The 11,735-nt window shown below is 69.4% G+C and carries 10 protein-coding genes and 2 pseudogenes; 6 read left to right on the top strand and 6 right to left on the bottom strand.

Annotated elements, in window-relative coordinates; translation table 11 throughout:
* Positions 1-389: 389 nt before the first annotated feature.
* The 3 genes and pseudogenes from IE244_RS28915 to IE244_RS28925 all read right to left on the bottom strand — a co-directional run bounded on the left by IE244_RS28915 (position 390) and on the right by IE244_RS28925 (position 2,476).
* On the bottom strand, positions 390-1,418 hold the full coding sequence (locus IE244_RS28915; RefSeq protein WP_229854384.1) for an RNA polymerase sigma factor: 1,029 nt from the start codon (positions 1,416-1,418) through the stop codon (positions 390-392).
* Positions 1,419-1,743: 325 nt separating this feature from the next.
* Positions 1,744-1,950: pseudogene (locus IE244_RS28920) on the bottom strand (leucine zipper domain-containing protein); the annotation flags it as partial.
* A 79-nt stretch (positions 1,951-2,029) separates the two neighbouring features.
* Entirely contained in the window at positions 2,030-2,476 is a 447-nt protein-coding gene (locus tag IE244_RS28925) for a MarR family winged helix-turn-helix transcriptional regulator (RefSeq protein ID WP_191876506.1), read from the bottom strand.
* 106 nt (positions 2,477-2,582) lie between these two features.
* On the opposite strand from IE244_RS28925, the gene IE244_RS28930 reads away from it, so the two are divergent.
* On the top strand, positions 2,583-3,512 hold the full coding sequence (locus IE244_RS28930; RefSeq protein ID WP_191876507.1) for an alpha/beta hydrolase: 930 nt from the start codon (positions 2,583-2,585) through the stop codon (positions 3,510-3,512).
* A 232-nt stretch (positions 3,513-3,744) separates the two neighbouring features.
* Positions 3,745-3,936, top strand: a complete 192-nt coding sequence (locus IE244_RS28935; RefSeq protein ID WP_229854385.1) for a DUF5133 domain-containing protein — start codon at positions 3,745-3,747, stop codon at positions 3,934-3,936.
* A gap of 310 nt (positions 3,937-4,246) precedes the next feature.
* Here IE244_RS28935 and IE244_RS28940 read toward each other — a convergent pair whose 3' ends face one another.
* Positions 4,247-4,585 carry a DUF1801 domain-containing protein gene (locus tag IE244_RS28940; protein WP_191876508.1) on the bottom strand — a complete coding sequence of 113 codons (339 nt, stop codon included), beginning with the start codon at positions 4,583-4,585 and terminating at the stop codon, positions 4,247-4,249.
* Between the two features lie 173 nt (positions 4,586-4,758).
* On the opposite strand from IE244_RS28940, the gene IE244_RS28945 reads away from it, so the two are divergent.
* Genes IE244_RS28945 through IE244_RS28955 form a run of 3 tightly spaced genes read left to right on the top strand, consistent with a single transcriptional unit; the run spans position 4,759 to position 7,981 of the window.
* A complete protein-coding gene (locus IE244_RS28945; protein WP_191876509.1) occupies positions 4,759-5,412 on the top strand; it encodes a response regulator transcription factor in 654 nt (217 codons plus the stop codon).
* Positions 5,403-6,671, top strand: coding sequence for a sensor histidine kinase (locus IE244_RS28950; protein WP_191876510.1), 1,269 nt, complete (start codon positions 5,403-5,405; stop codon positions 6,669-6,671). Before IE244_RS28945 ends, IE244_RS28950 begins: the two co-directional genes overlap by 10 nt.
* A 38-nt stretch (positions 6,672-6,709) precedes the next feature.
* Positions 6,710-7,981: a COG4705 family protein gene (locus IE244_RS28955; protein WP_191876511.1), complete on the top strand. Its 1,272-nt coding sequence runs from the start codon at positions 6,710-6,712 to the stop codon at positions 7,979-7,981.
* 228 nt (positions 7,982-8,209) lie between these two features.
* Here IE244_RS28955 and IE244_RS28960 read toward each other — a convergent pair.
* Positions 8,210-8,482: pseudogene (locus IE244_RS28960) on the bottom strand (winged helix-turn-helix domain-containing protein); the annotation flags it as partial.
* 425 nt (positions 8,483-8,907) lie between these two features.
* Here IE244_RS28960 and IE244_RS28965 point away from each other — a divergent pair.
* Complete coding sequence (locus IE244_RS28965; protein ID WP_191876512.1) at positions 8,908-10,872, top strand: S9 family peptidase; 1,965 nt, start codon at positions 8,908-8,910, stop codon at positions 10,870-10,872.
* Positions 10,873-11,059: 187 nt separating this feature from the next.
* On the opposite strand, the gene IE244_RS28970 is transcribed toward IE244_RS28965, so the two are convergent.
* Entirely contained in the window at positions 11,060-11,665 is a 606-nt protein-coding gene (locus IE244_RS28970) for a dihydrofolate reductase family protein (RefSeq protein ID WP_191876513.1), read from the bottom strand.
* Positions 11,666-11,735 lie beyond the last annotated feature (70 nt).

Below are 11,735 nucleotides of genomic sequence, written 5' to 3' on the forward strand. Positions count from 1 at the left end.
ACCACCCCCTGCGCGCCCATATCCGGAACGGATACGACAGCGCAGTCGGGACCGACGATTCAGCGCCGGACGGCGCCCCGTGGCCACCCTTCCCGGGGCCGTCGGCCTCGCACCGAGGAATCGGCCCATCTCACGGCAGACGCGCTTGCGGAGCTGGTCACTGATCTCCTTCGAGCTGCGGTCGGCAGCGGGGCTCGTCTCGTCATAGGCCAGCACACCCCGTCCATACCCACTGAGCCGAGCCGCGCAAAGTCGATCCGCTCGGGGAGAGGCGGCCGTCGAACAGCCTCGGCTTGACAGAGAGGGTGGTCTGCTTGACGCAGGCTTACCGAAGAAGAGGCAGCGGCGGTTCAGCGCTTCTCGGAGACCGTCATGGTCCGGCTTGGCGGCTACGCCTCGGGCATCGCGCCCTCTGCGACGGGCTCTGGCGGCAGGACGTCGTCTTCACGCGGCTCGAGAAGTCCTGGTGCCGCGCTCGCACTCAGAAAGGGGGCCGCGGGCGGCTCAGCAGTCACATCCGAACGGTCGAGCCACCCCTTGTCCGAGGACCAGCGCAGGGTCGCGGTTGCCGCGTGCTGGTCCTGCTGGGCACGGATCTCAGCGTTGCGGCGCTGCTTCCACTCCCGGTACACGGCGCTGTCCCGTAGCCACTCGCGGAAGGCGCGTCTCCGAGTGATGTCGTTCGGCCGCCGCAGCCACTTCAGCGACGCTGTCCCGAGCCACAAGAAGACCAGCGCCGCGGCCAGGGCCCCCAGAATCCACATCAACGCCTGGCGCGGCCCGAACACGGCATTGAATGCACTGTCCAGGCCACCAGCGGCAGGATCAACGGACCGCTGGCCGATCAGCAGCATGTACACGAAATACCCGGCGCGGCCCGAGAGCACCAGTACCAGGGCACCGAGAGCCGACTTCAGCGTGGCCACCGCTCGGGAGACATGGGTGGCTACCGTCCCCGGCGTCTTCCCCATCGCCTGAGCGGTTTCCGCCTGGGTGAGCCCTAACGCCTTGGTGGCCAGCACCGCTGTGCGCTGCTGCTGCGGCAGTGCACTCAGTGCCGCCTCAAGGTCCAGGCGCAGGACGGTCATGCTGCACGGATCAGCCGCGGCACCCGCAGCCTCCAGCTGCACGTCGGGGTGCCTGGCCCCATAGCCGAGACCGCTGCGGTAGCGTCGCGCGGCGTACCGGGCCTCGTTCTTGATGACTGTGAAAACGTACGGGCGCAGCTTCTCGACCGAATGGCCGTGGGCAAACACGCTTGCGAGGGCGTTCTGTACCACGTCCTCGGCATCCGCCCAGGCCGACGGGACGTCCAAAGCCCGCAGCCGTCTGCTGGCGTACCCGACCAGCTGCCCGTACCCCTCCGCAACCAAAGCCGACATCGCCTCGGCGTGTGGGGCCCTGTGTTGCTCAGCCATGCCGCCCCCGCCTTGCGCCGTCGGCCGCCCTTCCGCCCGTTTGTCGCCGGGCGCGCGCGAGGTCAGCTTTGCCCGCCGCACGGATGCGGAAGGCGATGCTGTGCAGCACCCTGCTCAGCTCGGGCGCGCACCCCACCGCTGGGAACACCGCGACGGTGCCAAGGCTCGTACCTTGCATGGAAACCCCTCCAGTCTGCGGCCCTGGGCGCCTCACCGTGAAGCGGCGGCCGTACGTCCCTCTGCCAGTTCTTCGGAAGCCGGATTCTTGACACGCAGCCAAGATTTTCTAGGAGCCACGGCGCTGCCTCAGCAGATGAACGCTCGTCAGACGGTTCCGGACGTGCCGGGTGAGGGTGCGGTGCACGGTGGAGGCGGGCAGGCCCAGGGTCGGTCCGATACGTGCCGGGCCCAGCTTGCGGTCCTGCTGCTGCCTGCATACATGCGCCTCGGTGGCGGCTGCGGTCCCGAGCGGTGTCTTGCGGGGACGGCTGGAACGGTCGAGGAGTCCGCTGTCGCCCTTGGACCGCCAGCGCAGGTGATGTCGGCCTTGAGGGGCCAAGCAGTGTCGCTCCACTCTGTGGGGTCGGATGCCGTTCGCGGGTCTTGTCGCCTCATCCCGGCTGGCCGTGGGAGCCCTCCTCGAGGGTTGCGCGAAGGATGGCCAGGGTTGAGGCGATGCGGGCCAGGTCGTCGGGGGGAACCGCCGCAGTCAGTGAGATGAGCTCGCTTTCGACAATGGGGCGGGAAGCGGACAACTGCTTCTCCCCAGCGGATGTGAGGCGGAGGACGGACGAGCGGCGGTCGTGGGGGTGCGCGACCCGCAGGCACCAGCCGGCGGTCACCAGCCGGTCGACCGCCTTGCTGACGGCCCCCACTGTGATCGCCAGTTCGCCGACGATGTCGAGCACGCGGCACCCGGGCACGCGGTCGATGATCTCCAAAAGCTCGAACTGTCCCAGCCCCAGCCCTTGTTCGGCGCGCAACCGGGCGCTGACCGCGTTGTAGAGCCGGGTCTCGACGCGGACCAGATCGATGAAGATCGGGGTGATGTGGCTCACATTAGCTCCAGTGCATTCCCAGGAATCATCTTCCTCGGAATCCGGTTAGTCAGGCAGGTGGATTCCCAGGAATCCATCCTCGCACCCCGACCCATGGAGGCCCCGCATGTCCCGACAGCAGCGCGACGCCCTGGACGCCGTACTCCGTTCCGCGCCTCGTAGCGAGAGGCGGCCCACTCCCGAGGAGCAGCGCAGCGGTTTCGCCGCGGCTGTCACTCGCCCCGCGCCGGAGGGCGTGGTCACCTGCAGGACCGTCCTGGGCGGGCGGCCGGCCCTGGAGCTGGAGCCGGCCGAAGCCTCCGGCCGCGGCCGACTGCTCTACCTGCACGGCGGCGGCTACGTCATCGGCTCACCGGACACCCACGCCGGGCTGGTCGGTGAACTGGCCCGCCGCACCAGGCTGCGAGCGACGTCGGTGGATTACCGGCTGGCGCCCGAGCACCCTTTCCCCGCGGCTGTCGACGACGGGCTCGCGGCCTACCGCGAGCTGCTGGCGTCGGGCACCGACCCCCGGGCCCTGGTCATGGCGGGTGACTCCGCCGGTGGCGGATTGAGCATCGCCACGCTCCTCGCCGCCCGGGAGGCCGGGCTGCCGCAACCAGCCGCCGTGGTCGTCTTCTCCCCCTGGGCCGACCTCACCCTCGCTGGAGGAAGCATCCGTTCCAAGGAGAGCGCCGACCCCATTTTCACAGAGGCCGACGTGCGCGCCTACGCCGAGCTCTACGTCGGCGCAGGCGACAGAGCGCATCCCCTGGCCAGTCCGGTGTTCGCCGACCTCACGGGGCTGCCCCCACTCCTCGTGCAGGTCGGGGCGAACGAGGTGCTCCTCGACGACGCGGTCCGGCTGGCCGGCCGCGCGGGCGCCGACGGCGTCGAGGTCACGCTCGAAGTCGGCCCCGACCTCCCCCATGTCTTCCAGCACCACTACGGCCGCCTCGACGAGGCGGACGCGGCACTCGAGCGCGCCGCCCGCTTCCTCACCACCCGCCTGAGCTCCGGGCGCCCAGGCGCCGACCATCTCAAACCGGTCCACTGACAGTGGAGTGATGCGCCGCAGTCGATCCCGGGCCTGAACCGTAGCCATGTCCCACGCCCAGCGGCCGGGCGCCGTGGGACCCGCCCTGACCATCTGTGCGGTGATAGCGCGTACAGTTCCCGTCGGAACCGCTTCTACCTGCGACGACGCAAGTCCAAACGGTGGCACGGCTGACGTCGCGGCCGTGGATACAAGGGAACTGGACCGCCGAGCCCTCGCCACCTTGGGAGCGGTGATCGCTCAGGTTGGGATGCGACAGCCGGCGGTCGACCACAGCGCCGAGACCGCCCGGCGGCTTGAAGATGCGGCCCACACACTGTGCCTGCTTTCGCTTTCCGGCACGCGCCGGCTGGATACGGCGCTGTACGTCGCCCGTCAGCAGATGGCCGAGGCGATGAGACGCAGGCAGCCCAACCAGCACTGAAACGCTCAGCTGTAAATGTCCAGGTCAGATAGGACACGCTGGCTGCGGTCCGAAGGCGATCAACGCGGTCCCAGTCCTCGCCACCACGGATCTGGGACCGCCATCATGCGCGCCGAGAACAACGTACTGCGAACAGCCCGTTCCGAGACCGATGAGTGATCAATCAACAAAACCGGGTTCGCGGACTGATGCTCGCACCGGTCCGCGGTCAGTCCAACGGACGTCACCGCACAGTCAACCGCGAGGGCGGAACGCGGTCGGGCCATCCATGGGCCGCCTGGCTGTGCCTGCGTGCGGGCCGGGTGCCTGGTCAGGGCTTCAGCGCGGCACGGATGAGAGCGCGCAGTTCATGGTCGGTGACGTCCGCCATGTCCGTGGACCGCAGCCGAATGGTGGCCTTTCCGCTGATGAGCGCGGGATGGCGGGAGCTGAAGCCACCATCACGGTCCGTTCCCCACCCGTAGATCGAGACGCCGTGCTGCCAGACACCGATGTGCAGCCTGCGCCTTTCGGCCCGGTAGGTGGGCATTCCGTAGGACAGGGCCACGCTCGCCTGTGGGAATTCCTCCAGGATCAGCCCGCTCACCAGGTCGAAGAGCGAACGGTGACGTGGCGCGATGGAGTCGACGTACTCCTGCACAGAGTCCATGCGACCCATTGTGGTGTCCCGCGACACCGGTGCTGCGGGCTCGACCCCTCGCGCCCGGCCGCCGCGGCCTCATGACAGGGCAGGGCCGGGCGGCACCAGCGGACTGCTCCCGACCGTCGGGCGGCTGACCAGGAGAGATGGAGAACTGGGACGGGAGTATCTAGGGTCAGCACGTGGCTTTCATCATGGTGTGTGAAGATGACGCGGCGGTCCGCGGCGTCCTCAAGCGCGCCCTGGAGCACGACGGTCACACCGTCTCCGTCGCCGCCACGGCCGACAGCCTGCTGCGGCAGCTCGCACCGGCACCCCATCTGGTCGTCCTGGATCTCGGGCTCCCGGACGCCGACGGCCGTGACGTCTGCCTGGCCCTGCGGGCTCGCGGCGTCGACGTGCCGGTGTTGATGCTCACCGCCTTGGACGGCCTGCATCACAAGGTGGGCGGCTTCGAGGCCGGCGCCGACGACTACATGACCAAACCCTTCGACGTCCCGGAACTGCTGGTCCGCGTCCGGGCGCTGCTGCGCCGCGCCACCGTGGCGCCCGCACCGGGCGAGGTCGTCCTCGATCCGGCGAAGCACGTGGTGACCTACGATTCGGTGAGCATGAGCCTGACCCCGACCGAGTTCCGGCTGCTGGGCCGCCTGATCGCTTCGCAGGGCGACGCGGTACGCCGCCACGCCCTCATCGCTGCCGGCTGGCCGCACGGGGCGCAGGTCAGCGACAACACCCTCGACTCCTATGTGCGCCGGCTGCGGGCCAAGCTCGGTCCGCTGGGTGTGGCCGAGCGTCTGGCGACCGTCCGCGGCGTGGGCTACCGATGGCAGTGACGGGATTCCGTAAGCGGGTCGTCGCACTCACCATGCTGATCGCCACCGCCGTGGTCGCGATCCTGGTCGTGGTCTCACACGTGCTGCTGAGCCGGGTGACGGACGCCGACGCGCACGATCTGGCACATACTCGCGCCGAGGCGGTCGCGGCGAACGTCACCGCCAAAGACGGCCGTGTCGTACTGACGGAGAACGGCAGCGAGGCACTGGACGAGGTCGCCTGGGTGTATACCGACGGCCGCCTGCTCGACGGGAACGTGCCGCCGAGCATGGTCGACCGCGTCGAGGCGCTGGCGGACTCGGGGCGATCGCAGACCGCGTCGGTCGGCGATTACCTCCTGTACGCGCGGAAGGTCCCGATCGACGGCCACCACGTCATGGTGATCGTCCGGGTGGACCTTACGCCCTACGAGACATCCGAACAGCGCAGCCTGACCTTGTCGCTGATTCTGGGCGGCCTCACGATCCTCCTCGCCGGCGGTGTCGCACACCTCGTGGTTCGCCGCGCGCTGCGGGTCGTGCACGAGATGGCCGCCCTCGCCGACGAATGGGGCCATCATGAACCCGGGCGCCGCTTCAACCTCGGAGTCCCCCGCGACGAGTTCGGGGAACTGGGGCGGACCCTGGACCATCTCCTGGAGCGCGTCGACAACGCGCTGGCGGACGAGCGCCGGCTCACCGATGAGATCGCCCACGAGCTGCGGACACCGCTCACGGTCCTGCGGGCCGAGGCGCAGCTGGCGCAGCTGTCCGGCGAGCCGGTGCCGCCGGAGGCGGTGCTGAGCGAGGTCGACCGCCTCGATGCGGCGATCACGACGATTCTGCGCGCCGCGCGCGCACGGACGGACAAGGGGACGCGGTGCGATCTGCGCTCCGCCGCGCGGCAGGCGATCGCCGGCCGCGCGGTCGAGGTCGCCTTTCCCTCGAAGGTCGAGGTCGCCGTGGCGCCCGACGTCGCCGTGTCGCTGCTGTCGCCCCTCCTGGAGAACGGCCTGCGGCATGCGCGGTCGCGGGTGTGGATCACCGCGCGCACCCAGGGTGAGGCCATCGTGGTCGATGTCCTGGACGACGGCCCCGGATTCGATTCCGCGGAGGTCGACCGGGTCTTTGAAGCGGGTGTCACCAGCGGCGACGGGTACGGACTGGGGCTCCCGGTGGTCCGGCGCATCGCCGCCTCGGCCGGTGCGGAGGTCCGCGCGATCGCGGACGGCCGCGGTCATGTCGAGGTGACGCTCCCGGCCGCCCGGGCAACCACGTAGTCAGGTTACGTGCAGATTCCCCGCGTAAACCTCCCTGCATGACAACGACAACGGAAGCACGCACGCGCAGCGGGCGGTTCATGCTCAACAAGGTCCCCGAGGTCACCATCTGGTTCTGGGTGATCAAGGTCTTGTGCACGACCGTCGGTGAGAGCTTCGCCGACTGGATCAACATGAAGCTGGGCGTCGGCCTGGTGAACACGGCCTTGATCTTCACCGCCGTGTTCGTGGTGGTCCTGGCCGTCCAGCTGCGGCTGAAGCGGTACGTTCCGTTCCCCTACTGGCTGACCGTCGTCGTTGTCAGCGTCACGGGCACCTTGTACACCGACATCCTGACCGACCAGCTGAACGTGCCGCTGTGGATCAGTTCCGCGGTCTTCTCGGTGCTGCTCGCGGTGGTCTTCGGCGTGTGGTGGCTGCGCGAGCGCACGCTGTCGATCCACTCGGTCACGACGCTTCCGCGTGAGTCGTTCTACTGGCTCGCCGTTCTCGTCACCTTCGCGCTCGGCACCGCGACCGGTGACTGGACCCTGGAGCTGACCGGCTGGAGCCCGGGCGCCTCGGTGCTGCTGCCGCTCGGCCTCATCGCGGCGATCACGCTGTTGTGGAAGTTCGGCGCGAACCCGGTGCTGTCCTTCTGGCTCGCCTACATCCTGACCCGCCCGCTGGGCGCCAACATCGGCGACTGGCTCGCCTCCCCGAAGGTCGCTCAGCCGGGCGAGCCGACCGGTCTCGACCTGGGCACCTTCACCACCAGCCTGATCTTCCTCGGCCTGATCCTGGCGACCGTGGTCTACCTGACGGTGACGCGCTCCGATGTGACCGAGACCTACGAGGCCGCCCACGCCGCACACACCACCGGCGACCCCCGCAAGGAGCGCGTCGCGCTGGCCGGCTTCGGCCTGCTCGCCGTCGCCACCACGGGCCTGCTGGTCTGGGCCCACGGCCAGCCGCACGTCGGCCCGGCGCCGGAGGAGGACAACACCTCCGCCGTGCAGATGGCTCCCGGCCAGGCGGTGAAGAAGTTCCCGCCCGCCAAGGTCGCCGCGCTGAAGAACCTCGCCTCCACCTCGCTCAAGGACGCACGCTCGGGGAACGCGAAGGGCGCGCACGCGGCCGCCCAGTCGCTGCGTGACCTGTGGGACGCCGACCAGGCCTCGCTGCAGCCGCTGGACCAGACCGGCTGGACCTCCATCGACGCCCAGATGGACAAGATGCTCAAGACGTTCGGCATCGATCACTCGAACCCGCCGATGTCGCCTGCGCAGCAGGAGAAGGAACTGAACGCCCTCCTGACGGACATGGGCTGACAGACCGCACAGCGCCCGGCCGGCCCACCCGGCCGACGGCCTCAGTGTGCCGAGGCGGCGCAGAGAACCGCGCTTCCTCGGCACACGCCGGCGAGCCGCGGACCGCATTGCGGCCGGGGCCGCCTGCGGCAGCCCGGGCATGTCCGCAGACTCGCGTCGGGCGGTCGCTGACCGGATGGCGTCGGCCGAATGAGTGCAGACCCTACTGCGCGCACAGGCGAGGGCCGGTCAACTCTTCGTTCCGGCCCCATCGCTCCAGCCGCAGGGCTCGAGGCGGTAGCCATGCCCTCGGAGCGTGGTGATGTGAGGCAACCGGCAAGGGCGGCCGGGCTCCTCGGCGGCCTGGGTGAGACGTCGGCGCAGGCCGGCCATGGTGACGTCCAGGGTCTTGGTGGGGCCGAACCAGTTCTCGTCCCACACCTGTGCCATCAGTGTTTCCCGAGAGACGGCGGTGCCGGGGTTCCTGGCGAGCAGGGCGAGGAGGTCGAATTCCTTCGGCTGAGGGCTCCGGCCACGTTCACCCTCCTCGTCCCAGTCCGCGGGGCCGGCTCCGAAGGCAACGCAGCGGCCTGCAGATCAATGCCTCTCCCTCCGACATGTTCGGCTCCGGGGTGTGGCTTGTTCGCCTGCCCTTGTGTCGAGCCGGTCCGATGGGCCCGGATCCACGACGGCCACCGCACAGCCGGGGGACCTGCGATACCGCCAGCTGTATCCAGTCGTGATCATTCCGCGGATTCGCCTTCGGGGCGACGCGTGGGCCGGCGCTCGCCATCCTTCCACCGGGACGTGTCCAGTGCCGGCCATGGGCTGTGGCAGGGCATTGGGGGCAGGCTCACGTGCGGCCCGACTCCGAAACCCGACTGACACAGGCTCGTCAGCGCGACAGGATGTCCGTTTGTCGTACTGGAGAGCGAAAGGCAGTCCGCATGCGGCACGCTGCACCGCGACCGATTCCCGAGTCGGCTGACCTGCTCACCGCGGAACTGGTGGTGGACCTGGCCACCCCCGTGGCGCCGGCCGTCTCGCCGGACGGTCGCCTGGTCGCCTACGGTGTGGTCGCGAACAGCGGGAGGGACGGACGTGCGCACAGCTCTGTCTGGGTCGCCGCCGCCGACGGCAGCGCAGACCCGCGCAGGCTGACCGACGGCACGGCCCGCGACGCCGCCCCGAAGTGGGCGCCGGACTCGGCTTCCCTGTTTTTCACCTCCGACCGCGAGGAGCGGGGCACCGCTCAACTCCAGCGGATCCTTCTGGACGGCAGCGAGGACATCGCCAAGGCAGAGTCTCTGACCAGGTGGCGCGGTGGCATCTGCGACTACTGCCCGCTCGCCGACGGCCGCACCGTCGCGCTGCTCGCCGAGGACGAGCCCACTGCGGAGGACGAACGCCGGGAGGCGGAGGGTGACGACGCGAAGGTCTGGGGACGGCACCTCCCGGTCACCCGGCTGCGCCTGCTTGACTTGGCGACCGGCGCGGTCCGCACCGTGGACGGCCTCGGGGACCGCCACGTCGTGGAGGTGACCCAGCGTCCGGACGGCGGCCCGCTGGCCGTGCTGAGCTGGGCCACCCCCGAGCTCGACCCCGGCGTCACCACGGCAAGACTGCATCTGGTCGCCCTGGAGACGGGAGCCGTCCAGGACCTGGGTCCGGTCGGAGTCGAGGCCCAGTCCCCGGTCTGGTGGAATCACGACGGTGAATGGCATCTGGCCCACCTGGCGGTGACCCCTGGGCACTTGGTAGGCGCGCTCGCCGTGATCGACACAGTCCCGCCGGCGACCGGCCCGACCGTCGAACAGCGCAATCTCACGGCCGGCATGTCCGCCTGCCCCACCGAGCTGGTGCAGGTCTGCGACGGGCCGCCGCTGGCGCTGTTCGCCGAGGGGCTGGACACCGCGCTGTACCGGCTCGATCCGCAGTCGCTGGGGTTCCACCGATTGTCCTGCGTGCCCGGCACGCTCGCCGGGCTCACCGCGAGTCACTCCGGAGAGACCCTCGCTGTGCTGATGAGCACCGCGTGCGAGCCCAAGAACGTCCACGCGGGACCCACGGGCGGCCCACTGCTCCGGCTCAGCGACACCAGTCCCGAACTTCGCAGGGTCTGCTGGGGTGTCCAGGAACGGCTCCGCTACCAGGCGTCCGACGGACTCCCGTTGGACGGCCTGCTGATCCTGCCTGCCGGCCGAACTCGGGACGAGGGTCCATTCCCGCTCGTCACCATGGTTCACGGCGGCCCTTACTTCCGTCATGTCGACGAGTTCGCACTCACGGTGGTCGACTGCGGCCAGTGGCTGGCGACCGCCGGATACGCGGTCTTCCTGCCCAATCCCCGGGGCGGGTCGGGCCACGGCCATGAATTCGCCGCCGTGGTGGCGGGTGCGGTGGGCGGCGACGAGTGGACCGACATCCTCGCCGGGCTCGACCTGCTGGTCGCCGAGGGAGTCGCCGATCCCGAACGCCTGGGCATCTCCGGCTGGAGCCACGGCGGTTTCATGGCGGCCTGGGCCATCGGCCAAACCGAGCGGTTCAAGGCCGCCATAACGGGCGCCGGCATCAGCGACTGGGGCATGCAGGCCGGGACCGGCGAGTGGGGAATCATGGACGCGGCGCTCGGTGGCAGCACCGGCTGGAACGGCCCGGGACCGCACATCCACGACCGGAACAGCCCGATCTCCTACGTGTCCCGGATCCGCACCCCGGTCCTGATCCTGCACGGCGAGCAGGACACCAACGTCCCCCTCGGCCAGGCGGTCCACTTCCATCGCGCACTGCGCCACTTCGGCGTCGAGCACGAGTTCGTCGTCTACCCCCGAGAGGGCCACGGGCTTCACGAGCGCGCCCATCAACTCGATGCCCTCCGACGTATCCGCGCCTGGTATGACCACTGGCTGTAGGCCCGTGCCAGGGTGGGCATTGAGTCGTGATCAATGAGTGGCGAAGGCAAGTTCTTTGATCCAGATCATCGACGCGCGTAAGTGAATGCCGACGAGGTAGCTGCCCGGGGTCTTGTCGTAGCGGGTGGCGATGCCTCGCCATGCCTTACCGGGGAGATGCCCAGCTCAGCGCCTTGTGCAACACCCCTTAGTAGCTGTCGTAGCTGGGCTTACCGTTCGGCCGGTAGACGCCGACGACGGTGCCACCCTTCGTCGTCGAGACACTGACCGGCTTCAGCGCGGTGGGGATCGCTCCGTCGGCGAACAGCCGCTTGCCGGTGCCGATGATCACCGGATGGATGGTCAGCCGGTACTCGTCGACGAGACCGTGCTGCATGAGGGTCTGGGCGAGGTCGCCGCTGCCCACGACGTTGATGTTGCCGCCGTCGGACACCTTCAGCTTGCGTACGGCATCGACGATGTCGCCCTCCAGCAGCGTGGAGTTCTGCCACTCGACGCACGTCAGGGTCCGAGACGCCACGTACTTGTGCATGCTGTTCATCCGATGGGTGAACGGGTTGCTGGGATCGGCGGTCGGCCAGTACGACGCGAAGATCTCGTACGTCTTGCGGCCGAGCAGCATCGCGTCGGAGGGCTCGTACCAACCGGCGATGGCCGCGCCGACCTCGTCGTCCGCCACCGGCTTCTGCCAGCCGCCGTGCTCGAAGCCGCTCTCAGCATCCTCGTCCGGACCACCCGGCGCCTGCATGACGCCGTCCAGCGTCAGGAACGTGCAAACAATGATCTCGCGCATGGTGCGCTCCCTTCGTCGGCGGGTAGACCGCACAACCGCCGGAAACTCATCGGCGCAACACCAGCGGCGC

Source organism: Streptomyces filipinensis (assembly GCF_014649495.1).
GTDB lineage: Bacteria > Actinomycetota > Actinomycetes > Streptomycetales > Streptomycetaceae > Streptomyces > Streptomyces filipinensis.

Bases quoted from the DNA above. Each gene is read 5' to 3' on its own strand.
- IE244_RS28970 (WP_191876513.1), bottom strand. From the start codon at position 11,665: ATGCGCGAGATCATTGTTTGCACGTTCCTGACGCTGGACGGCGTCATG.
- IE244_RS28930 (WP_191876507.1), top strand. From the start codon at position 2,583: ATGTCCCGACAGCAGCGCGACGCCCTGGACGCCGTACTCCGTTCCGCG.
- IE244_RS28915 (WP_229854384.1), bottom strand. From the start codon at position 1,418: ATGGCTGAGCAACACAGGGCCCCACACGCCGAGGCGATGTCGGCTTTG.
- IE244_RS28950 (WP_191876510.1), top strand. From the start codon at position 5,403: ATGGCAGTGACGGGATTCCGTAAGCGGGTCGTCGCACTCACCATGCTG.
- IE244_RS28940 (WP_191876508.1), bottom strand. From the start codon at position 4,585: ATGGACTCTGTGCAGGAGTACGTCGACTCCATCGCGCCACGTCACCGT.
- IE244_RS28965 (WP_191876512.1), top strand. From the start codon at position 8,908: ATGCGGCACGCTGCACCGCGACCGATTCCCGAGTCGGCTGACCTGCTC.
- IE244_RS28955 (WP_191876511.1), top strand. From the start codon at position 6,710: ATGACAACGACAACGGAAGCACGCACGCGCAGCGGGCGGTTCATGCTC.